The organism is Cardiobacterium valvarum (genome assembly GCF_900460955.1).
Classification (GTDB): domain Bacteria; phylum Pseudomonadota; class Gammaproteobacteria; order Cardiobacteriales; family Cardiobacteriaceae; genus Cardiobacterium; species Cardiobacterium valvarum.
Window position 1 is genome coordinate 2,419,512 of record NZ_UFUW01000001.1, and the last position, 18,846, is coordinate 2,438,357.

Here is an 18,846-nt window from a genome sequence, read left to right on the forward strand (position 1 = left end):
TACCTCAGACTACGTCTTTATTTTTATTGGTGCCGACGGCGAGACTCGAACTCGCAAGGCTTTCGCCACTACCCCCTCAAGATAGCGTGTCTACCAATTTCACCACGTCGGCGGTTTTTATCGTTCCTTTTTCGCCAAGTGATTACTTGGCAGGTGTCGGAACGTCGGTATTCGAAGCAGGCGGCGGATTATCCACACCAGCAGCTGGAATGTCAAGCGCTGCTTCACTTTTTTCTGCTTCCTGAGCCACAGTTTTCTGGTTCAGTATGCTGTTATCACGGTGTACTTCACGGTTTTGCAGGTAACCCAAAAGCAATGCACCAACGAAGAACACGACGGCAAGAAATCGCGTGGTTTTATAAAGGAAGGTACCGGCGCCGCGTGCACCAAATACGGTACTGGATGCGCCACCGCCACCCAGTGCACCCATACCGCCGCCGCTTTTGGATTGTTGCAGCAGGATGAGCGCACAAAGAGCCAAACATGCCAGCAGGAAAATGATCTGTACCAGCTGCAAGGTCATACCATGGCTCCTACGATTTTATCGAAGACATCCGCTTGCAAGGATGCCCCGCCGACGAGGAAACCGTCTATGTCTGCACCGGCAAACAGTTCAGCAGCGTTGTCAGGTTTGACGGAACCGCCATAGAGGATACGAACTTTGTCGGCAACGGCTGCCGCACGTTCGCTCAACAAGGCCCGGATTTTAGCGTGGACTTGTTGTGCGTAATCGGCAGTCGCTGCTTTACCGGTACCAATAGCCCAAACAGGTTCGTACGCGATAACGGTATCGGCATCCACCAGCCCTGCGTCCAGTACCGGATTGAGTTGGCGCAAGAGAGCACTGTCGCATTGCCCTGCTTCGTATTCTTGCAGGGACTCGCCAATGCAATAAATGACTTTCAGTCCTTGAGCTTTAAGCTGTTTCCATTTTTCAATCAGTAGTGTTTCTGTTTCGCCGTGATCGGTGCGACGTTCTGAGTGGCCGATAATGGCGTAACTCGCACCTGCTTCTTTCAGCATAGTCGCCGAGATTTCGCCAGTATGTGCACCGGATGCGTGAGCGCTGACGTCTTCACCGGCCAATTCCGCCAATCCCATTTCGTGGGCTTTGGCGAGATAGATAGCGGGCAGCCCAAAGATTTTTTCAACGTTGCCTTGCGGCCAGGCATGTTTGGCGAAGGCCTCAACCAGGGCAAAATCGCCGTTCATTTTCCAGTTCGCTGCTGCGATAGGTTTTCGCATGATTAATCCTCCCGAGATATGATTGCCGCCAGTTCTTCAACGATGGCGTGCAGCCGTGCTTCGTCGCTACCTTCCGCCATGACGCGGATTTTTGGTTCTGTACCGGACGGACGAAGCAGAATGCGCCCGGCATCTCCCAGTTTTTCTGTCGCCTGTTGCAGGGCTTGCTGCACGGCAGGGCTGTTCACAATATTTTTATCGGCAACTTCGACGTTTTTCATCACCTGTGTTGCCATGTGCAGGTCTCTCACTAACTCGTGCAGCGGCTCTTCCATTTCCAGCATCGCTGCCAGGACTTGCAGGGCGGCAATAATACCGTCGCCAGTCGAATTGCGATCAAGACAAATAATATGTCCGGAATTTTCCCCACCGACGCGCGCCCGAATTTCCTGCATACATTCCAGCACGTAGCGATCGCCAACATCGGTACGGTGCAAGACGATCCCCATGCGATTCAGCGCCCGTTCCAGCCCAAGGTTGGTCATTTTCGTGCCAACGATATTGTTGAGTTGCTCGCCTTTGAAGGCGCGGTACTTGGCAATGATGTAGAGAATGGCGTCGCCATCGCGCAGCCGACCGTTAAGATCGACCATCACCACGCGGTCACCATCACCGTCAAAAGCGATACCAGCATCGGCCTGTTCATCGCGTACCCGTCGCTGCAAGGATTCCGGCGCGGTAGAACCTGCGCCCGCATTAATGTTGCAACCGTTCGGCTCGGCATTCATGACAATGACTTGTGCGCCCAGCTCGCGGAATACTTCCGGGGCGATGGGATAGGTGGCACCGTTGGCGCAGTCCACTACAATTTTCAGTTTTTCAAACGGCAGCCCAAGTGCGACTGCGTTTTTGCAGAATTCGATATAGCGCCCGCGCGCTTCGGGAATACGGTACAGCTTGCCGAGCTGCGCCGACTCCACCACCTTCATCGGCTTTTCCAGATAACGCTCGATTTCCTGTTCAGCTTCATCGGGCAATTTGATACCGCCACGCGCGAAGACCTTGATGCCGTTGTCGCTGTACACGTTATGCGAGGCGCTGACAACGATACCGGCGGCGGCGTGAAAAGTGCGGGTGAAATAAGCGATGCCCGGAGTCGGCATCACGCCGAGCAGGTGCGCATCCATACCTGCCGCTGAAAGACCGGCGGCAATAGCGTTTTCCAGCATATAGCAGGAAATACGGGTGTCCTTGCCGATAATGACCTTGTCGCCAGCGAAACCGTTATCGCTCAGCATCTTGCCGATGGCCCAGCCGAGGTGCATGACGAAATCCGGCGTCATCGGGGGCACCCCGACCTTACCGCGCACGCCATCCGTGCCGAAATATTTCCGCCTTGTCCCGCTCATGAATGATTGTCTCCGTTACTGCACAGGCGAAGCCAGGCGTAACCCGCCAGGCTCGCGATAATAGATGCTACAAGAATAGCAATTTTAGCATTATTCAGCAGCAAATCCTCGCCCTTGAACGCCAGTTCGGAAATGAAAATGGACATGGTGAAGCCAATGCCTGCCAGGAGCCCCATGCCGCAAATATGACGGAAATTCACTCCCTGCGGCAGGCGACCGATGCCGAGACGCACACTCAGCCATACAGCAGAAAATACACCGATAAACTTGCCAATCACCAGCCCCGCTGCAACACCCAACGAAACCGGATGCGAAACCAGATTGGCGAGAGAGGCGGCATTAATCGTCACCCCGGCATTAAAAAAGGCAAACAGCGGAATAATCACGAAATACACCGGATCATGCAGCGCGTGCTCGAAACGTTGCAACGGAGCCTGCGCCTGATTGATGCCGTTGTGCAGCGTATGCAGCACGCCGACCAGCTTTTCCGATTCGAGAAAATCATGCTCGCGCAGGCGGTAAATATCAAATTTATCCAGTAACTTGCGTGCTTCACGGCTGAACTCTTCCGGGTTGTACAGACGGCGTACTGGCGTCGCGAGCGCGCCCAACACCCCGGCAATCGTCGCATGCACACCGGAATACAGCATCAGCACCCACATCACTATCGCCACCAGCAAAAACGGCCACAATTTGCGAATACCGAAACGGTTCATTGCCAGTTGCAGGACAAAACAGGCGAAAGCGGCAAGGAGCGGTGCAACATGAATCTCGGCCGTATAAAAGAGTGCTATCACCACTACCGCGCCCAAGTCATCGGCGATGGCAAGCGCGACCAGAATCGTCACCAGCCCGGGCGGCGCCCGCTTGCCGAGCAAAATCAGCACCGCGATAGCAAAGGCAATGTCGGTGGCCATCGGAATGCCCCAGCCCTGCATTCCCGGTCCGCCCCAATTGATAGCGCTATACACCAGCGCAGGAGCGACCATCCCCCCGAAGGCGGCGATAATCGGCAGTGCTGCCTGACTCGGCGAAGACAGCTCACCGACCATTATCTCGTGTTTAATTTCCAGGCCGACCAGAAAGAAGAACAACGTCATCAGACCGTCATTTACCCAATGGTGCAGCGGCATTTCCAGCGTATGCCCGGCGAAACTCACGGCCAGCGGTGTATGCAGCAAATGCTGATAGGCTCCGCCCCAAGGCGAATTGGCGATTAACAACGCGGCAAGCGTGCAGACAATCAGCAAAATCCCGCTGGCGGATGTGTTGCGAGTGAACGCCTCAATCGGCGTCATCAACTTGCCGAAGAGACGCTCCCAGGAATTGGCATCCTCACTGGAATGAGCAGAACGCTGAAATAAATTGTACATAGGCACCTCAACAAAACGGTGCAGCATCATAAACGAAAGCGCCGCCTGCCGTATATGCAGAACGGCATACCCGAACGCCCGCAAGGACGGGGGATGTGACTATAATGCCCGTTTTTCCCACCGCATAAACAAGGAACCGTATGACCCTGCAACACACCATTGAGGCTGCCTTCGAACGCCGCGCCGACATCACCCCGGCAAACGCCGAACCTGCCCTGCTTGCCGCCATCAACGAAGTGCTGGACGCCCTGCAACGTGGCGAACTGCGCGTCGCCGAGCCGCTGCCGGCGGGGGGCTGGCAAGTGAACGAATGGCTGAAAAAAGCCGTGCTGCTCTCCTTCCGCGTTTACGACAACATCCCCGTTGAGCACGGCTACACCCGCTACTTCGACAAAGTGGAAAGCCGCTTTGCGCACCACGACGCTGCCCGTTTCCGAGCCGAAGGCGTGCGCGTCGTTCCGCCCGCCGTCGCCCGGCGCGGCAGCTACCTCGGCAAAGGCGTCGTCCTCATGCCGTCTTACGTCAACATCGGTGCCTACGTGGATGAAAGCACGATGGTCGATACCTGGGTCACCGTCGGCTCCTGCGCGCAAATCGGCAAAAACGTGCACCTCTCCGGCGGCGTCGGTATCGGTGGCGTCCTCGAACCGCTGCAAGCCGCGCCGACCATCATTGAAGACAACTGCTTCATCGGCGCACGTTCCGAAATCGTCGAAGGCGTCGTTGTCGAAAAAGGCTCGGTCATCTCGATGGGCGTCTTCATCGGCCAGTCCACCAAAATCTACAACCGCATGACTGGCGAAATCAGCTATGGTCGCGTCCCGGCCGGTTCCGTGGTTGTCCCCGGCAGCCTGCCCGCCGCTGACGGCAGCCACAGCCTCGCCTGCGCCGTCATCATCAAACAGGTCGATGAAAAAACGCGCAGCAAGACCGGTATCAACGACCTCCTGCGTCCATAAATCCCAAGCGGGGCGCGAAAGCGCCCCTGTGGTTCGCAACCCATCCCACATGAAAAAACTAGGAAACCCATGACAAACCTTACCCTGCTTGGCGACAAGAACGCCGCCATCCCGTCCAACTACGCGCCGGACATCCTCGAAGCCTTCCCCAACAAACACCCCGGCAACGACTACCTCGTCACCCTGCACTGTCCGGAATTCACCAGCCTCTGCCCCATTACCGGCCAGCCCGACTTCGCCGCCATCCACATCGCCTACATCCCCGATGCCCTGCTGGTCGAAAGCAAATCGCTGAAACTCTACCTCTTCAGCTTCCGCAACCACGGCGATTTCCACGAAGACTGCGTCAACATCATCATGAAAGACCTCATCCGCCTGATGCAGCCGAAATACATCGAAGTCTATGGCGCCTACACCCCGCGCGGCGGCATCGCCATCCACCCCTACGCCAACTACGGCCAGCCCGGCACCCGCTACGCCGAACACGCCGCTGCCCGCCTTTTAAACCGCCCGCTGACGGCATAACCCAGAGCCCCTCGCCCGCTTGCGGGAGAGGGATGGGGTGAGGGTATCCCGCGTCAGCGGGACCTTGCGCCCCAAAAAATCTGCCCCATTCTTACCATCCCACCGGAACCTATCATGCACAACACCACCTATACCTTCACTGCCGCCCAGCGCCATCACGCCCTTATCTGGCTTGCCTTCTGGCATAACGTCGTCATCGTCGCCAGTAACTACCTCGTGCAACTGCCCTTTGAAATCTTCGGCGTGAAAACCACCTGGGGCGCCTTCACCTACCCCTTCATTTTCCTCACCACCGACCTCACCGTGCGCATCTTCGGTGCGTCCCTCGCACGGCGCATCATCTTCTGCGCGACCATGCCGGCGCTTGCGCTTTCCTACCTCGTTTCCGTCCTCTTCCACGATGGCGCCTACACCGGCCTCGCGGCGCTTGCCGCTTACAACAGCTTCGTCGGCCGCATCGTCATCGCCAGCCTCTCCGCCTACCTCATCGGCCAGCTGCTGGACATCACCGTCTTCAACCGCCTGCGGCAAATGCGCCTGTGGTGGGTCGCGCCGACCGCCTCCGCCATCGCCGGCAACGCCATTGACACCATCGCCTTCTTCGGCATCGCCTTCCACCGCAGTACCGAACCCTACATGGCGGCACACTGGCAGGAAATCGCCCTGGTGGACTACGGCTGGAAAATCGCCATCTGCGGCCTCTTCTTCCTGCCCGCCTACGGCATCCTGCTGCGCTACCTCACTGCCCGCCTCACCACCCTGCATCAGCGCGCACCCATCGCCTGCGCACAGGGCGAATAAGCGGAGCCGCCCATGACCCCCTACAGCGAAGAAGACTACTACCGCGACCCGAACCAGCGCCGTGCGCACGACAACTACAGCCTCTTCCTCATCGGCGCGCTCATCGGCTGGCTGACCATCCCCGTGGGCAGCCTGCTCGCCTGGCGCGCGGGCAAGGTTACCGCCAGCCCTGTCCTCGCCAGCCACTACCGCTATCAGGCGGCGAGCAGCCTGTGGATGCTGGCGGCTATCGCGCTCGGCATCGCGGGCTACCACGTCCTGCGTTACTTCGACCCCATCGCCTGCCCCGCCGGACAAGTCTTCGCCCCGCCGCGCCCCAGCACCCTCGCCCTCATCGCCTATATCCTCACCCTCTACCTCCTGTGGATTGCCCGCTTCTGGCGCGGCTACAAAATCCTGGCCACCGGCTGCGCCATCGCCAATCCGCACACTGCCTGGCTACCTCGTCCCGTTTCCTCCGCCAATCCGTAACCCCATGCACTGGCTCACCCTCACCCTCGCCATCCTCTGCGAAGTCTTCGCCACCACCATGCTGAAACTCAGTGACGGCTTTACCCGTCCGCTGCCGCTCCTGGGCATGACTCTCGGCTACGCCCTTTCCTTCTACGCCCTCGCGCTGACCCTGAAAACCCTGCCGCTCGGCGCAGCCTACGCCATCTGGGGCGGCGTCGGCCTTGTACTGACCGCTGCCGTCGGGGTCGCCGTCTTTGGCGAAAAAACTGACACTGCCGGCATCATCGGCATCACCTTTATCCTGGCCGGCCTCATTATCCTCAACGTCTTTTCCCGTATGGCCGAACACTAAGCCATGTGGCACCCCCTGAAAATCATCTGCCTCACCCTGTGGCGAGTCAAAGAGGGCTACTTCGAATTCACCAGATTGAGCGGCGTAAATACTGGGGCCGCCAAGCGGTGCAAATACTGGAACCGCCAAGCGATGTAAACACTAGACCCGCCAAGCGGCGCAAATACTGGGACCGCCAAGCGGCGTAAACACCGGGCCCGTCAAGCAGCATTCTTACTGGAGCCGGCGGAAATAAAACCCCGCCTGGCGACTCAGTGCGGCAAGCTGGCGGCGATAGCCTGGGCGAGTTGTTGCACGGCGGTGGCGGTCGCGGCGACGAGGCTGTCCGGGTCGGTCGCAGTGAGCGGTATCAGGCGGCGGTATTCGTGGTTGTCCGGTTTGTCGCCGTCGCGGCGGGTATTCTGCCACTGCGCGCTGAGGCGGTATTGTTTGGCCTGCACGTCGGCGATGAGTTCGCGGATTTGCAGGTCGATGAGGATGTCAGGGCGGTTGTTTTCGCCAAGCGGGTAGGTGTAGGTGCGGCTGTTGCCGGTAGCGTTCGCGAGTTGCTGGCGCAGGACGTCACGCAGGTTGTCCTGGAAGGGGTAGATCCAGTGGTGGCTTTTGTCGAGGGTGATACGTCCCGCGCCGTCATAATAGGTGAGGTATTCGTTTTCGTAGTAGGGCGGCAGTCCGGTGAAGCGGATGGCGGTCGGGGTTCCCTGGTGTTGTGGCGCGGCGGTGATGTCAGGGCGCAGGCTGTGGTAGGTATCCGGCACGCCGCCGCAAGCGGTGAGCAGCAGGGCGAGGGTAATGAGCAGGGTGTGGCGCATGTTTATTCTCCCAGGATAAGGACGTTCGGTTTGTCGTCGATTTTGCGCATGACGCCATTAATGCTTTTCATGCTTTGCTGGACGGTTTTCAGGGTTTCTTGCAAGGTGTAGTAAAGGTTGCTTTCCGGGCCGATGCCGTACAGGGTTTTTTCGAGCTGTTTGCCGAGAGTTTTCAGTTGCTGGTCGAGCTGTTTGAGGGCGCGGTCGGTGCTGTCGCCCGCTTTTTGTACGCTGGCCAGGGTACGGTCAAGCTGTTTCAGGGTTTTGTCGAGGCTCGTGCCGAGGCCTTTCACTGCCTGGGTGTCGAGGGCTTTTTTCAGCGCGGCGGTGGCATCTTTGGTGTTTTCGCCGATTTCTTCCAGCGGCAGTTTTTTGACGGTGGCGACGATGGTACCAAGGTCGTCGGTGAGTTTGCTGATGCCGCCGGGGCGTGAGGGCAGGACAAGGTAGTTGCTGTAGGCGTCTTTGCGGAAGCCGCCTTTTTCGTCCGGATACTGGTTCAGGGTGATGATTTTTTCGCCGGTGATGAGGTTGCCGTTGTCCAGTGTCGCTTGCAGGCCGCCTTTGACGAGTTCGGCGATGATGTTGCGGTTTTCGCTGCCTTCCGGCTTGTTGACACGTTCGATGCGTTCCGGCTCGATTTCGATGAGCACGGGCACGGCGGCCTTGTTGGTTTTTTCGTCGTAAAGCAGGTGGACTTCGACGACGGCGCCGATGACGATGCCGCTGAAGTAGATGGCTGCGCCAGGGTTCAGGCCGCGCGTGTCGTCGAAGTAGACGACGTAGTATTCTTTGCGGAAGCCGGTACGCTCGGTGGTAGCGCGCTCGTTCGGGTAGAGGGTGTAAGCCGCACCGTTTTCTGCGGGGATATTGTTGGTATTGAGGGTGGTCGGGGTGCTGAAGGTGATGCCACCGCGCACCAGGGTTTCCAGGGATTGCATTTCGAGGCTGGCACCGTTTGCGCCCACGTTGAAGGTGATGCCGCTCACGTTCCAGAAGCGGGTGTTGGTGGTGATGAGTTTGTCGTAAGGCGCGTGGATAAAGGCGGTGAGGGTGATGTGGTCGTAGCGCTCGCTGAAATGGATTTGTTCGATTTGTCCAACACGGATGCCCCGGTAGTAGATGGCGGTGCCGACGCTGATGCCTTCAGTGCTGTCGGTGTTGAGGTGGATGCGCAGGCCTTCTTCGTCATTCTGGATTTGCGGCGCTTCTTCAAGGGCGACAAAGTGGTTGGCGCGCTCTCCTTCTTTGCCCGGGCTAACGGCGATGTAGTTGCCGGAGACGAGGGTGCCGAGGCCGGTTACGCCACTGGCCGTGATTTGCGGCTTGACGATCCAGAACTGGCTGTCTTTTTTGAGCAGCGGTTCGGCAGTGCGCTGCATTTGCGCGGTCACGATGATTTGTTTGAGGTCGTGCGAGAGGTCAATGTGGGTGATGGTGCCGACTTCGAGGTCTTTGTAGCGGATTTTGGTTTTGCCCGCATCAAGTCCTTCCGCACTGGTGAAGGCGATACGGATGATGGGGCCGATTTGGCTGAGGTGTGAGTAGGCGAGCCACAGGCCGATGCCGAGGGCGATGACGGGCAGCAACCAGAGGTAGCTCAGCCGGTTGCGGGCGATTTCGGGTTCTTGCATGATTGTTTCCGGTAGTTGTCCCAAAGGAGACGGATATCATAGGTTTCGGTCGCCAGCATGGTGAAGATAACGACGGCAGCGAAGGCGAAGATGCCCGGCGCAGGGTTGATTTGCGCGAAGCGGCCATGTACGAGGGCACCGAGCAGGGCGACGACGAAGACGTCAATCATCGACCAGCGGCCGACGAAGTGGATGAAGCGGTAGAGGCGGGTTTGCAGGCGCGGCGGACGGCGCGGGGTTTGTCGTGAAAGGAGGTAGAGCAGCACAGCAATCTTGAAAAAAGGGGTGAAGACGCTGGCAAGGAAGATGACCAGCGCGATGCCATAAGAGCCGTGGTGCCAGAGCAGGGCGATGCTGCTCATGATGGTGTCAGCCTGCGGCGGTTGGGTGAGGTAGGTGGTATTGGTGATCGGCAACAGGTTGGCGGGGAAGAAGAGGATGATGGCGGTGGCGAGGTAGGCCCAGGTACGGCTGTAACTCGCAGGTTTACGGCGGTGCAGGTGGCCGTGGCAGTGCGGACAGCGTGTAGCGGGGGCGGTGGTCACGGTAGCACAGTCAAGGCAGAGGAGGAGATTGTGCGCGCTCGCGGTGTTGTCCGTAGTCGTACTCATGTCAGTAGTCATGGCGGTTTTCTTCCGGTTCGTAAGCGAGGAAGACGGCATCGCTCAGGTCAAAGCTGAGGGTGACGAAAACGGAGCAGAACATCAGCGCGCAAAACGCCCAAAAGCCCGGCTCGAAGGTGACGCTCGCGAGTTGCAGGATTTTGACAAGGGTGACAATGACGCCAATGAGATAGACTTCAAGCATATTCCACGGCGCCATATGCGTCATCCAGTGCAGGAAGTTATGCGAGATATCGTTCAGGAAGCGGTAGCGGAAGCTGATGATGACCCACAGCACGGCAAGCAGGTACCACAGCGGCATGATGATGATGAGCATGAAGACGACGACACCGAGGATGTGCAGGTCGTTATCAAACAGCGCCTTGATGCTGGAAAAAACGGAAATGGTAGTCGCGTCCCCGCCCATGCTGAGGGTAATAAAGGGGAAACTGTTGGCGACGATGAAGAGGATGAGCGCCGTCAGCGCGTAGATGAAGGCTTTGCGGAAATCGGCGAGGCCGTCGTCAATTTTGCTGCCGCAGTCGGTGCAGTAGGCATTTTCGCCGGGGCGCAGGGCTTTGCGCTGATAGAGGGCGTCGCAGTAGGGGCAGACGAGCAATTCGCGATGCAACATATTGCAGGGTCAAAAAATCCGGCACCTGTGAAGATGCCGGACGGTTGAGGGAGAGGGATTAGTTGCGGTTGAAGGCGCTGAGGAGGTTCAACAAGTGAATGAAAATGTTGAAAATATCCAGGAAGAGATTCAGTGTCGCCGAAATGTAGTTGGTTTCTTCGCCTTCAATAATACGGCTGGTGTCATAGAGGACGTAGCCGGAGAAGACGACAAGAAGGGCGGCTGAAGAAGCGACACTGAGCGCACTCATGCCAAAGATGGCCGCCCCCAGCATGGCCAGCGTTCCAATCAACAATCCGGTGAAGAGGAAGCCACCGAGGAAGGTAAAGTTAACGCCGGTAAAGAGCACATAGGCGGAAAGGGCGAAGAAGATGATGCCTGTGCCGACCAGCGCTTTCACCACAACGCTGCCCATGCCTGCGCTCATGAAGAGTGTCAGCAGGTTGGAAATGCTGAAACCGAGGAAACCGGTCAGGGCGAAGAGCAAGATGATGCCGAGACCGTTGTTACGATTGGCTTGCACGCCAAAAACCAGACCGAATACGCCTGCGAAGTAGAGCAAGGTCGGTACGTGGATGCCCATCCGCATCCCAAAATACGCACACAGCGCGCTGAACAGCACATTCATGCCGAGCAGGATGTAGGTTTGGCGCAGCACCTTGTTGCGCGCGAGGATGCCATCTTGCGAGATAGTTTCAATAGTACGGGGATTCATGTGGTTCATGAGGACTCCTGATAAGTTGAGGGTTGAAAATAAAAAAGATTGTGGGGGAAGAACAGGGGAAAGTAAAGGGTAGAGGGCTTAACATTTGACCAGCGAACAGACGGCGATATCCCGCAGTTTGTCGCGGCCGCGCAGTGCTTCAATTTCCATCAAAAACGCCGCGCCGATGACCTCGGCACCGAGACTGCGCAGCAGCTCAATACAGGCAACCATCGTGCCGCCTGTCGCCAGCACATCATCAACCATCATCACCCGTACCCCTGATTTGACGTCATCCTTGTGAACTTCAAGGGTATCCTGCCCATATTCCAGATCAAACGTAATACGGCTGACCTCGCGCGGCAACTTGCCCGGCTTGCGTAGCGGGATAAAACCAATCCCCAGACGTTGCGCGAGGGCGGCGGCAAAAATAAAACCGCGCGCTTCCGGACAGGCAAGCACATCGGGGCGGTGCCCGGCCTCCTCGCAAAACTGCGCCATCTCCTCAATCGCCGCCGAAAAACCGGGACCGTCGGCAAGCAGCGGGGTGATGTCCTTAAAAATAATGCCGGCTTTCGGATAATCGGGGATATCCTTAATCAACGTGTGCCAAGACATAAAAATCCTTACAGAAGAAAGTGGAAGCCGCATTCTAGCAAAGCCTGCGGGCTTGCGTGCAGTCACGATAATCCTGACAATGCCGCGCTTTTTACACAACACACTACCATGCCCACCTCACGCCTCCTGCGCCGGGACGACCTCACCCTGCAAACCCTCTACGAACACAACTACTGCCTTTTCCGCCTCATCCTGCCCGAACCGCCACCGGATAACGACTGGTACGCCCTGCACGCCTCCGGCCGCCCCGCCGCCTACCTGCGCTGCCTCAGCCACAGCCCCTACACCAGCGACTGGCAGCTCGGCCACTACTACCCGCATAAAATACGGCGCCGCTTTGCCCCCGACTACTGCATCCGCGTCTATCACGACGCCCGTCTCGCCGAAGCGCGGCTTGAACCTAACCTGCCGCTACGTGAACTGCGCGCCGCCAAATTTGTGCACAACCGCGCCCTGGCCGAATGGCTGGACTACTGCCGCCGCCACCAATACCGCCTGCACGACACCGCCCTCACCGCTCCGCTCAACATCGCATGACTGATCGAAAAGCCTCTCACCCGCAAAAAAAGCCCCTCCCTCATTGGGGGAAGGGCTGGGGAGAGGATTGGATAAATCCGCGCAGCGACAAAGCCCAGTAACAACGCCGCCTGACACTACCACCCACACAACATCCCATGAACACCCGCCGCCTCATCCTTGCCGTCCTTGTTGCCCTCGGCCTCCTCACCCTCATTCCCGGCATCACCCTGCCGATGATGACCGTGAAAAAACTCGTCCTCGTCAAAAACACCTTTACCGTTCTCTCTGGTATCGGCGCGCTGCTGGCCGACAAGACCTTCGGCCTCGGCTTGCTGCTGCTCGGCTTCAGCGTCATCTTCCCGCTCGGCAAATACGCAGTGATGGCAGCGTATCTCTACTACTACCCGCCCATTCCGGCAGCGCTCGCCCACTGGCAGCACTGGCTGGGCAAAATCGGCAAATTCTCCATGCTGGATGTCTTCGTCGTTGCGCAGATGCTGATGATCCTGAAACTCGGCTGGGTCGTTGAAGTACAAATCCACAGCGGCATCTACTGGTACAGCGCGACCACCCTGCTCTCACTCATCGCCGGCATCTGGATTGAGCACGACATCAAACAGCGGATGCACGCCGACTGACCGTTCCTCAAACCCGTATTGACGCCGCTTGGCGGCATTCCTTCCGCGCCTTGCCAAGAATGCAAAAGCAGGCTGTGCCTGCCCGGTGGGCTGAAGCCCACCCTTGTATCAGAGAAATGCCCCCGCAGGGTGATAGCCTCAACGGGGGCGAGTCGGAACAGAGTTGTGCCCACCCTTCAGAGATCAACTCAGTGAAGTAGATAGTAGCCTGTTCCGACACCCATTACTTATCCCGGATAGCATCTACGGCAGGGGACAGTCAGGCGGCGTAAACGCTGGTCCCGTCAAGCGGCGTGATGACCGGGTTCGGCGGGCTAAAGCCCGCCCTACGGTGCGGGGGACGCCAGGCGGCGTAAATGCTGGTCCCATCAAGCGGCATGATGGCCGGGTTCGGCGGGCTAAAGCCCGCCCTACGCTGCGGGGGACGCCAGGCGGCGTAAACGCTGGTCCCATCAAGCGGCGTGATGGCCGGGTTCGGCGGGCTAAAGCCCGCCCTACGGTGCGGGGGACGCCAGGCGGCGTAAACGCTGGTCCCATCAAGCGGCGTGATGGCCGGGTTCGGCGGGCTAAAGCCCGCCCTACGGTGCGGGGGACGCCAGGCGGCGTAATATCAATCCCAGAAATTAAGCTGAAAAGGCAGCGCGACGAAGGCTGTACAACTGGTACGGCGAGACGCGTCAACACTCTCAGATATTTCCGGGATTGGTGCACTGGCGTAAAAAAGCCCCTTCCGGTCAGGAAGAGGCTTTTTCCCGCACGCCAAAGCCGGTCAGAAGTTAAAAAACACTTCGTGTTCGCCGCTGGCGGTTTTGGCAACGAGGGCCTGTTTCAGGGTGGCGATGATGTTTTCACGCGTCTCGCCGTGGCCGCTGGCGGGAAGGGTTTCTTTGAGTTTGTAGAGGGTGATGCGTGCCGGGGTCAGCGGTTCGGCTTCGGGCAGGAAACGGTAATACTCGCCGTGCACGCGCAGGTAGTAGTGCCAAAGGAAGTCCAGCGGGGCAGTATCGGCGGCAGGTGTCGCCCACGCGGTTGGCGTCCAGCCACCAGTTTCGGGGATGGCAGGCGGGGGAAAGGGCAGCACGGTCGCCATCGCTGAGGGTGGCTTGGTGGAAGGGCATGGTGTTCTCCTCAGGGCATTTCGCGATGCACCGCGCTTTGCAATTCTTCTCTGCGCGCGGTGATAGCGTCGATTTCTGCCTGCACGTCTTTTTCTGCGACGTAGTCGCCGTTTGCGTTCCAGGTGCTGCTGTCGCCATCGTCTTCGTCGCTGGTGCGGTAGTGCATGAGCGGGCTGCCGTCTTGCCGATAGTAGAGGAGTTCGAAGTTGTCGGCGTCTTCGATGTCTTCAAAGGCCATGATGTGGCCGTCCGGGTAGTAGTAGCGGTTGGCGCGGCTGATGTCGCCGACGGCGGCATAGGGGTCGCCCTCTTCTTTGGCGATGTCAAACGGCAAGGCGCTCTGCACGGCGAGGATGCCGTTCTGGTAGTAGTTATGGCGGCCAAGGTCGGCGCCGCCTTTGTAGTCCTGAGTGGCGAGGACGCTGCCGTCTTCGCGGTACCAGACAATGCGGCTGTCGCTGGTGTCGCTGTCGAAGTCGTGCAGTTCGGCGTCTTTTTTCAGGATGATGGGGGCGGTTTGCGGTTTGCCGCTGTCCTGATAGTAGTCCTGGATGACGTCGCGGCCATCAGCGGTTTTGCCGAGGACGACGCGGTAGTAGCCGCCGGCGGTTGCTTTGTTCACCGGGGTGCCGTCCGCATCGAAGTAGTAGGTTTTTTCGTCGCCCGGGGTGTAGTCGAGGTTGATGATGCCCGCCTGTTCGGCGCGCAGGATGCCGTCCGGCAGGGTGGCAGTGAGGCGCGGCGGCAGAGTGTAGGTGTTGGTGCTGATGGTTGGAGTGTCGTCTGCGGGGGCGGTTTTTTCCGGTGCAGAGGCGAGGGTGACGGCAAGGGCAAGGCCGAGAATGACGGGGAGTTGGATCATGGTTATGGGCTCCGGTTGGGAAAGGTGCGCATTATATGGGGTTTTTTGTGGTTATTTCGGGAAGAGGTTGGCGCAAGCGAGGGCGCAGAGGGCAATAGCAAGGATGCCCGCGATCAGCATTTTGCCGTAGTCGGCGGGACCGGGCTGGTCTTCCGGGTCTTGCGGCAGCAGCAGGAAGGCGAGCACGAGGGCAATAGCGGCAAAGCGCAGGGTAAGCGGCAGCGGCGCGGCGGTCTCTTCGTAGCGGCGGTACAGCATGAAATGGCTATAGGCGACGAGGGTGGCGACGGCAGTCGCCTGGGAAATGCCGTACATGGTGCGTCGCAACCGCCAGGCGGCGAACCACAGCGCACTGGCGAGATACGGTACGGCCAGTTGCGCGCAGCGGTCAAGGAAAAGGTATTCGCTGAAACGGCTGGCGTCGCCCGCGACCAGCAGCAGCAGGTGGCAGAGGACAGCTCCGATAGCGGGATAGAGAAAGACGATGCGCCAGTAGGGATAGCGATGTGCGCGCCAGTCACGGCGGTCTTCAAAGGTCGGCTCCGGGCGTGGCAGAAGCGAATACGCGAGCTGTGCGAAGGCCATCATCTTGATCGCGAGTACGATGAGAATTTCCCCCAGAAAGGGCGGGGCAAAATGGGCGTATAGCGCCTGTTGGTAGGGGAAAAACGTCTGCGGCAGGCTGAAAAGTCCGATTAGCATCATGGTACGGCCAACACCCTGCTGTTCGCGCTCGGCGCGGCCAAGAAACAGTGGCAGGACGGTGAGGACAGCGGCAATAACGGCAGCGCCGCAGAGCGCGGCGAGAGTATGTGGGTCAAACGGCATCATGCTGCCGGCGAGGAAGCCGGGACGGAGAAGGAGATAAAGCAGTGCGGTGAGGATGATATTACCGAGGATGAAGCCACCAAGAATGCGGGCGTAAGGGTAAGGCGGGCGGTAGGACATGAAGGCTCCCTTTGCGAATGAACAATACGCGCATCATATCGTGCTGCGGCGGGGAACGTGTTTATCCTGCTTGGCGGGGCCGGTAATGACGCCGCTTGGGCGGTGCATGAAAAAGGCGGGATGTGCCCGCCTGTGATCATGCGTTATGGCGTATATGGCGCTGCCGGGCTGCTTTGCGGCTTGCTCTCGTCTCTGAGGATAGCGGCGCTGGCCGTGATTTGCATGTCGCTGTCCGGGGCAGTGGTCAGGCTGATCAGCATTTTGCGTCCGGTATCGGGCAGCTGCCATTGGTAGGCGATGGTGTGGCTGCTGTGTCCGGCCTTACCGGTCGTGTGCTCGTCCCTGATTTTTTCGCCGGTCGCGCCGTCCGGGGTGGTATTACCAATGGTGGCAAAGGCTTCTTCGACACGGGCGATGTCCGCATGGCGGGCGTAGAGGGTGCAGATGTTTTTCTCAGCCGGGATGGCAAGAATGAGGGTGTCGTTGTGCGGGGTTGGCACCGCCCAGACGCTACCATCCTGGCCGCGCAGGAAGTATTCCGCCCGCTGCACCGGCAGCTGCGGCGCGTCTTCGAGTTTTTTGCGCAGGTCGTTGAGGTTCGGCAAGTGTTTGATGCAGAAGTTGAGGTAGGCGGTATTAAAGTCATCCGCCTGGGCTGCCGCTTTGGCTTCTGGCTTGAGGACTTGCGCCGTGGTCGCTTGCATGAGGAGGGCGGCGGCGAGGAGGAGGAGGGGGATTTTTTTCATGGGCGTCCTTGATGAGTTAGAAACGGTTGTTTTGGCCGCGCTGGCGCAGGTAGTGATCGGCGAGGACGAGTGCCAGCATCGCTTCGACGATGGGGCAGGCGCGCAGGGCGACGCAGGGATCATGCCGGCCTTTGGTGATGATTTCCACGTCCTGTCCGTTTTGGTCGGTGCTGCGGCCGGGGACGAGGATGCTGCTGGTTGCTTTGAAAGCGGCGCGGGCGATGATCGGCTGGCCGCTGGATATGCCGCCCAGGATGCCGCCCGCGTGGTTGGTCAGGAACCCGGCCGCAGCGGTGCGTTCGTCGCGGTTTTCGCTGCCTTTGCGGGTGATGACGTCGAAGCCGTCGCCGATGGATACGGCCTTGACGGCATTGATGCTCATCAGCGCTTTGGCGATGTCGGCGTCCAGGCGGTCGAAGACGGGTTCACCGAGGCCGGTGGGGACGCCTTCGGCGACGACGGTGATTTCCGCACCGATGCTGTCGCCCGCGCGGCGGATGTCAGCGAGGTAACGGTCAAGCTGCGCGGTCTGGTGGTCGTTCGGGCAATTAAAGGGGTTGTCCTGGACGTGGTGCCAGTCGCGGAATTCAAGGCGGTGTTCGCCGATTTGCGAGAGGTAGCTGCGGATGGTGGTGCCAGCAAAGTGGGCGAGGATTTGTTTGGCGATGGCGCCGCCGGCGACGCGTACAGCGGTTTCCCGCGCCGAAGCCCGCCCGCCGCCACGATAGTCGCGGATGCCGTATTTGGCCTGGTAGGTGTAGTCGGCGTGGCCGGGGCGGTATTGGTTTTTGATGGCGCCGTAGTCCTGACTGCGCTGGTTGGTATTGGCGATGTGGATGCCGATGGGGGTGCCGGTGGTTATGCCTTCAAAGAGGCCGGAGAGAAGTTGGACGCGGTCGTCTTCCTGACGCGGGGTGACGTGGCGCGAGGTGCCGGGTTTGCGCCGGTCAAGTTCGCGCTGGATGGCATCAAGGTCAAGCGGGATGCCTGCCGGGGCGCCATCGAGAATGCCGCCGATGGCCGGGCCGTGGCTTTCGCCGTAGGTGGTGAGGGTGAGGTGTTGTCCGATGCTGTTGCCGCTCATGGGTGTGGTAGTGGGTGGTTAAAGGGAACCCGTGCGATAGTCCCGCTTGGTGAGTAATCTCCCCGCGCGTAGCGGGGAATTTATCAGTCTGGTTCGGCCTCGTGTATAACGGTTTCGTCGTCGCTGCAAGCGGCGAAGGGACTGCCTTCGGGGTCGAAGAGGATGTTTTATGCAACGCGCCCTGCTATACCGGTCATGCGGCTTTACGCAGATGGCGCTCAGTGCAAAGCGGCTTCAATGCGGGCGCTGATGGCGGCCAGTTCGCCGCTGCCGTCAATGCTGCGCAGTTTGCCCTGTTTTTGGTAGTAGTCGGTGAGCGGTTTGGTTTGTGCTTCGAAGACGGCAAGACGCTGACGGATGGTCGCTTCGTTGTCGTCGCTGCGGCCACGTGTGAGCATGCGTTGCACGATTTCCTCGTTTCCTACCTGCAGTTCGATGACGGTATCAATCTGGCTGCCGCGTCCGGTGAGCAGTTTGTCCAGCGCTTCGGCCTGGGCGATGGTGCGCGGAAAACCGTCAAAGAGTGCGCCTTTGTCGCCGAGGCGGGCAGCAATCATGGCGATAACGATTTCATCGGAAACGAGCTGGCCGCTTTCCATGATGGCTTTGGCCTGTTTGCCGAGGTCGCTGCCGGCGGCGATTTCGGCGCGCAGCATGTCGCCTGTCGAGAGGTGGGTCAGGCCGTGTTTTTCAATGAGGAAGGCGGCTTGGGTGCCTTTACCTGAACCGGGGGCGCCGAGCAGGATGATATTCATGGTTTTTCCTTACGATTGTGGGTTTGGATGAGGCTAGGGTAGCATAGGACCCGTGTGCTTTTTTGTGTTTTTCCTGTGCTAGAATGTGGATGCTTTCTGTACAAGTATGTTTATTT

Annotated in this window: 24 protein-coding genes, 1 tRNA gene and 1 riboswitch; of the genes, 8 read left to right on the top strand and 17 right to left on the bottom strand. The window is 59.0% G+C overall.

Annotation, left to right across the window (positions count from 1 at the left end):
• Nucleotides 1-27: 27 nt before the first annotated feature.
• From DY250_RS11740 to nhaA, 5 genes are all read right to left on the bottom strand, one after another.
• Nucleotides 28-112 (bottom strand) — tRNA-Leu (locus DY250_RS11740).
• Between the two features lie 30 nt (nucleotides 113-142).
• A complete protein-coding gene (secG, locus tag DY250_RS11745) occupies nucleotides 143-523 on the bottom strand; it encodes a preprotein translocase subunit SecG (RefSeq protein WP_115612445.1) in 381 nt (126 codons plus the stop codon).
• Nucleotides 520-1,245, bottom strand: coding sequence for a triose-phosphate isomerase (tpiA, locus tag DY250_RS11750; protein ID WP_115612446.1), 726 nt, complete (start codon nucleotides 1,243-1,245; stop codon nucleotides 520-522). The genes secG and tpiA overlap by 4 nt, the downstream gene beginning before the upstream one ends.
• A 2-nt stretch (nucleotides 1,246-1,247) precedes the next feature.
• On the bottom strand, nucleotides 1,248-2,594 hold the full coding sequence (gene glmM, locus DY250_RS11755; protein ID WP_115612447.1) for a phosphoglucosamine mutase: 1,347 nt from the start codon (nucleotides 2,592-2,594) through the stop codon (nucleotides 1,248-1,250).
• Complete coding sequence (nhaA, locus tag DY250_RS11760) at nucleotides 2,591-3,997, bottom strand: Na+/H+ antiporter NhaA (protein ID WP_218565589.1); 1,407 nt, start codon at nucleotides 3,995-3,997, stop codon at nucleotides 2,591-2,593. Before nhaA ends, glmM begins: the two co-directional genes overlap by 4 nt.
• A gap of 110 nt (nucleotides 3,998-4,107) precedes the next feature.
• On the opposite strand from nhaA, the gene dapD reads away from it, so the two are divergent.
• The 6 genes from dapD to DY250_RS14795 all read left to right on the top strand — a co-directional run bounded on the left by dapD (nucleotide 4,108) and on the right by DY250_RS14795 (nucleotide 7,195).
• The gene (gene dapD / locus DY250_RS11765; protein ID WP_172542361.1) at nucleotides 4,108-4,926 is read left to right on the top strand and encodes a 2,3,4,5-tetrahydropyridine-2,6-dicarboxylate N-succinyltransferase; all 819 of its coding nucleotides are present in this window, start codon (nucleotides 4,108-4,110) and stop codon (nucleotides 4,924-4,926) included.
• 22 nt (nucleotides 4,927-4,948) lie between these two features.
• A riboswitch (PreQ1 riboswitch) is annotated at nucleotides 4,949-4,994 on the top strand.
• 1 nt (nucleotide 4,995) lies between these two features.
• Nucleotides 4,996-5,451 carry a preQ(1) synthase gene (gene queF, locus DY250_RS11770; protein WP_115612448.1) on the top strand — a complete coding sequence of 152 codons (456 nt, stop codon included), beginning with the start codon at nucleotides 4,996-4,998 and terminating at the stop codon, nucleotides 5,449-5,451.
• A gap of 114 nt (nucleotides 5,452-5,565) precedes the next feature.
• Nucleotides 5,566-6,252 (top strand): 7-cyano-7-deazaguanine/7-aminomethyl-7-deazaguanine transporter, encoded by a 687-nt coding sequence (locus DY250_RS11775; protein ID WP_115612449.1) that lies wholly within the window; start codon nucleotides 5,566-5,568, stop codon nucleotides 6,250-6,252.
• 12 nt (nucleotides 6,253-6,264) lie between these two features.
• The gene (locus tag DY250_RS11780) at nucleotides 6,265-6,723 is read left to right on the top strand and encodes a hypothetical protein (protein WP_115612450.1); all 459 of its coding nucleotides are present in this window, start codon (nucleotides 6,265-6,267) and stop codon (nucleotides 6,721-6,723) included.
• Nucleotides 6,724-6,727: 4 nt separating this feature from the next.
• Nucleotides 6,728-7,057 (top strand): DMT family transporter, encoded by a 330-nt coding sequence (locus tag DY250_RS11785; RefSeq protein ID WP_115612451.1) that lies wholly within the window; start codon nucleotides 6,728-6,730, stop codon nucleotides 7,055-7,057.
• Nucleotides 7,058-7,060: 3 nt separating this feature from the next.
• Nucleotides 7,061-7,195, top strand: coding sequence for a hypothetical protein (locus DY250_RS14795; protein WP_281270388.1), 135 nt, complete (start codon nucleotides 7,061-7,063; stop codon nucleotides 7,193-7,195).
• Between the two features lie 113 nt (nucleotides 7,196-7,308).
• On the opposite strand, the gene DY250_RS11790 is transcribed toward DY250_RS14795, so the two are convergent.
• The 6 genes from DY250_RS11790 to DY250_RS11815 form a co-directional block, all read right to left on the bottom strand.
• Nucleotides 7,309-7,869, bottom strand: coding sequence for a PqiC family protein (locus tag DY250_RS11790; RefSeq protein WP_115612452.1), 561 nt, complete (start codon nucleotides 7,867-7,869; stop codon nucleotides 7,309-7,311).
• 2 nt (nucleotides 7,870-7,871) lie between these two features.
• Nucleotides 7,872-9,503, bottom strand: coding sequence for a PqiB family protein (locus tag DY250_RS11795; RefSeq protein WP_115612453.1), 1,632 nt, complete (start codon nucleotides 9,501-9,503; stop codon nucleotides 7,872-7,874).
• The gene (locus DY250_RS11800; RefSeq protein WP_115612454.1) at nucleotides 9,470-10,126 is read right to left on the bottom strand and encodes a paraquat-inducible protein A; all 657 of its coding nucleotides are present in this window, start codon (nucleotides 10,124-10,126) and stop codon (nucleotides 9,470-9,472) included. Before DY250_RS11800 ends, DY250_RS11795 begins: the two co-directional genes overlap by 34 nt.
• Nucleotides 10,116-10,739 carry a paraquat-inducible protein A gene (locus DY250_RS11805; protein WP_006986381.1) on the bottom strand — a complete coding sequence of 208 codons (624 nt, stop codon included), beginning with the start codon at nucleotides 10,737-10,739 and terminating at the stop codon, nucleotides 10,116-10,118. Before DY250_RS11805 ends, DY250_RS11800 begins: the two co-directional genes overlap by 11 nt.
• A gap of 58 nt (nucleotides 10,740-10,797) precedes the next feature.
• Nucleotides 10,798-11,454 carry a Bax inhibitor-1 family protein gene (locus DY250_RS11810; RefSeq protein ID WP_245951123.1) on the bottom strand — a complete coding sequence of 219 codons (657 nt, stop codon included), beginning with the start codon at nucleotides 11,452-11,454 and terminating at the stop codon, nucleotides 10,798-10,800.
• An 87-nt stretch (nucleotides 11,455-11,541) separates the two neighbouring features.
• Entirely contained in the window at nucleotides 11,542-12,060 is a 519-nt protein-coding gene (locus DY250_RS11815) for an adenine phosphoribosyltransferase (RefSeq protein WP_006986383.1), read from the bottom strand.
• Between the two features lie 108 nt (nucleotides 12,061-12,168).
• On the opposite strand from DY250_RS11815, the gene DY250_RS11820 reads away from it, so the two are divergent.
• Both DY250_RS11820 and DY250_RS11825 read left to right on the top strand, forming a co-directional pair.
• Nucleotides 12,169-12,597 carry a DUF1249 domain-containing protein gene (locus tag DY250_RS11820; RefSeq protein ID WP_115612456.1) on the top strand — a complete coding sequence of 143 codons (429 nt, stop codon included), beginning with the start codon at nucleotides 12,169-12,171 and terminating at the stop codon, nucleotides 12,595-12,597.
• 137 nt (nucleotides 12,598-12,734) lie between these two features.
• Nucleotides 12,735-13,217, top strand: a complete 483-nt coding sequence (locus DY250_RS11825; protein ID WP_115612457.1) for a paraquat-inducible protein A — start codon at nucleotides 12,735-12,737, stop codon at nucleotides 13,215-13,217.
• 769 nt (nucleotides 13,218-13,986) lie between these two features.
• On the opposite strand, the gene DY250_RS11830 is transcribed toward DY250_RS11825, so the two are convergent.
• The 6 genes from DY250_RS11830 to DY250_RS11855 all read right to left on the bottom strand — a co-directional run bounded on the left by DY250_RS11830 (nucleotide 13,987) and on the right by DY250_RS11855 (nucleotide 18,730).
• A complete protein-coding gene (locus DY250_RS11830; protein ID WP_174904607.1) occupies nucleotides 13,987-14,298 on the bottom strand; it encodes a hypothetical protein in 312 nt (103 codons plus the stop codon).
• Between the two features lie 47 nt (nucleotides 14,299-14,345).
• The gene (locus DY250_RS11835; protein WP_006986387.1) at nucleotides 14,346-15,197 is read right to left on the bottom strand and encodes a hypothetical protein; all 852 of its coding nucleotides are present in this window, start codon (nucleotides 15,195-15,197) and stop codon (nucleotides 14,346-14,348) included.
• A 51-nt stretch (nucleotides 15,198-15,248) separates the two neighbouring features.
• Nucleotides 15,249-16,145, bottom strand: a complete 897-nt coding sequence (locus DY250_RS11840) for a hypothetical protein (RefSeq protein WP_115612458.1) — start codon at nucleotides 16,143-16,145, stop codon at nucleotides 15,249-15,251.
• Nucleotides 16,146-16,288: 143 nt separating this feature from the next.
• Nucleotides 16,289-16,891: an NMCC_0638 family (lipo)protein gene (locus DY250_RS11845; RefSeq protein ID WP_115612459.1), complete on the bottom strand. Its 603-nt coding sequence runs from the start codon at nucleotides 16,889-16,891 to the stop codon at nucleotides 16,289-16,291.
• A 16-nt stretch (nucleotides 16,892-16,907) separates the two neighbouring features.
• On the bottom strand, nucleotides 16,908-17,975 hold the full coding sequence (gene aroC, locus DY250_RS11850) for a chorismate synthase (protein ID WP_115612460.1): 1,068 nt from the start codon (nucleotides 17,973-17,975) through the stop codon (nucleotides 16,908-16,910).
• A 218-nt stretch (nucleotides 17,976-18,193) separates the two neighbouring features.
• Nucleotides 18,194-18,730 (bottom strand): adenylate kinase, encoded by a 537-nt coding sequence (locus DY250_RS11855; protein WP_115612461.1) that lies wholly within the window; start codon nucleotides 18,728-18,730, stop codon nucleotides 18,194-18,196.
• Nucleotides 18,731-18,846 lie beyond the last annotated feature (116 nt).

Excerpts from the sequence above, each read along its gene's own strand:
- secG (WP_115612445.1), bottom strand. The coding sequence starts at position 523 with ATGACCTTGCAGCTGGTACAGATCATTTTCCTGCTGGCATGTTTGGCT.
- tpiA (WP_115612446.1), bottom strand. The coding sequence starts at position 1,245 with ATGCGAAAACCTATCGCAGCAGCGAACTGGAAAATGAACGGCGATTTT.
- glmM (WP_115612447.1), bottom strand. The coding sequence starts at position 2,594 with ATGAGCGGGACAAGGCGGAAATATTTCGGCACGGATGGCGTGCGCGGT.
- nhaA (WP_218565589.1), bottom strand. The coding sequence starts at position 3,997 with ATGATGCTGCACCGTTTTGTTGAGGTGCCTATGTACAATTTATTTCAG.
- dapD (WP_172542361.1), top strand. The coding sequence starts at position 4,108 with ATGACCCTGCAACACACCATTGAGGCTGCCTTCGAACGCCGCGCCGAC.
- queF (WP_115612448.1), top strand. The coding sequence starts at position 4,996 with ATGACAAACCTTACCCTGCTTGGCGACAAGAACGCCGCCATCCCGTCC.
- DY250_RS11775 (WP_115612449.1), top strand. The coding sequence starts at position 5,566 with ATGCACAACACCACCTATACCTTCACTGCCGCCCAGCGCCATCACGCC.
- DY250_RS11780 (WP_115612450.1), top strand. The coding sequence starts at position 6,265 with ATGACCCCCTACAGCGAAGAAGACTACTACCGCGACCCGAACCAGCGC.
- DY250_RS11785 (WP_115612451.1), top strand. The coding sequence starts at position 6,728 with ATGCACTGGCTCACCCTCACCCTCGCCATCCTCTGCGAAGTCTTCGCC.
- DY250_RS14795 (WP_281270388.1), top strand. The coding sequence starts at position 7,061 with ATGTGGCACCCCCTGAAAATCATCTGCCTCACCCTGTGGCGAGTCAAA.
- DY250_RS11790 (WP_115612452.1), bottom strand. The coding sequence starts at position 7,869 with ATGCGCCACACCCTGCTCATTACCCTCGCCCTGCTGCTCACCGCTTGC.
- DY250_RS11795 (WP_115612453.1), bottom strand. The coding sequence starts at position 9,503 with ATGCAAGAACCCGAAATCGCCCGCAACCGGCTGAGCTACCTCTGGTTG.
- DY250_RS11800 (WP_115612454.1), bottom strand. The coding sequence starts at position 10,126 with ATGACTACTGACATGAGTACGACTACGGACAACACCGCGAGCGCGCAC.
- DY250_RS11805 (WP_006986381.1), bottom strand. The coding sequence starts at position 10,739 with ATGTTGCATCGCGAATTGCTCGTCTGCCCCTACTGCGACGCCCTCTAT.
- DY250_RS11810 (WP_245951123.1), bottom strand. The coding sequence starts at position 11,454 with ATGAATCCCCGTACTATTGAAACTATCTCGCAAGATGGCATCCTCGCG.
- DY250_RS11815 (WP_006986383.1), bottom strand. The coding sequence starts at position 12,060 with ATGTCTTGGCACACGTTGATTAAGGATATCCCCGATTATCCGAAAGCC.
- DY250_RS11820 (WP_115612456.1), top strand. The coding sequence starts at position 12,169 with ATGCCCACCTCACGCCTCCTGCGCCGGGACGACCTCACCCTGCAAACC.
- DY250_RS11825 (WP_115612457.1), top strand. The coding sequence starts at position 12,735 with ATGAACACCCGCCGCCTCATCCTTGCCGTCCTTGTTGCCCTCGGCCTC.
- DY250_RS11835 (WP_006986387.1), bottom strand. The coding sequence starts at position 15,197 with ATGATCCAACTCCCCGTCATTCTCGGCCTTGCCCTTGCCGTCACCCTC.
- DY250_RS11840 (WP_115612458.1), bottom strand. The coding sequence starts at position 16,145 with ATGTCCTACCGCCCGCCTTACCCTTACGCCCGCATTCTTGGTGGCTTC.
- DY250_RS11845 (WP_115612459.1), bottom strand. The coding sequence starts at position 16,891 with ATGAAAAAAATCCCCCTCCTCCTCCTCGCCGCCGCCCTCCTCATGCAA.
- aroC (WP_115612460.1), bottom strand. The coding sequence starts at position 17,975 with ATGAGCGGCAACAGCATCGGACAACACCTCACCCTCACCACCTACGGC.
- DY250_RS11855 (WP_115612461.1), bottom strand. The coding sequence starts at position 18,730 with ATGAATATCATCCTGCTCGGCGCCCCCGGTTCAGGTAAAGGCACCCAA.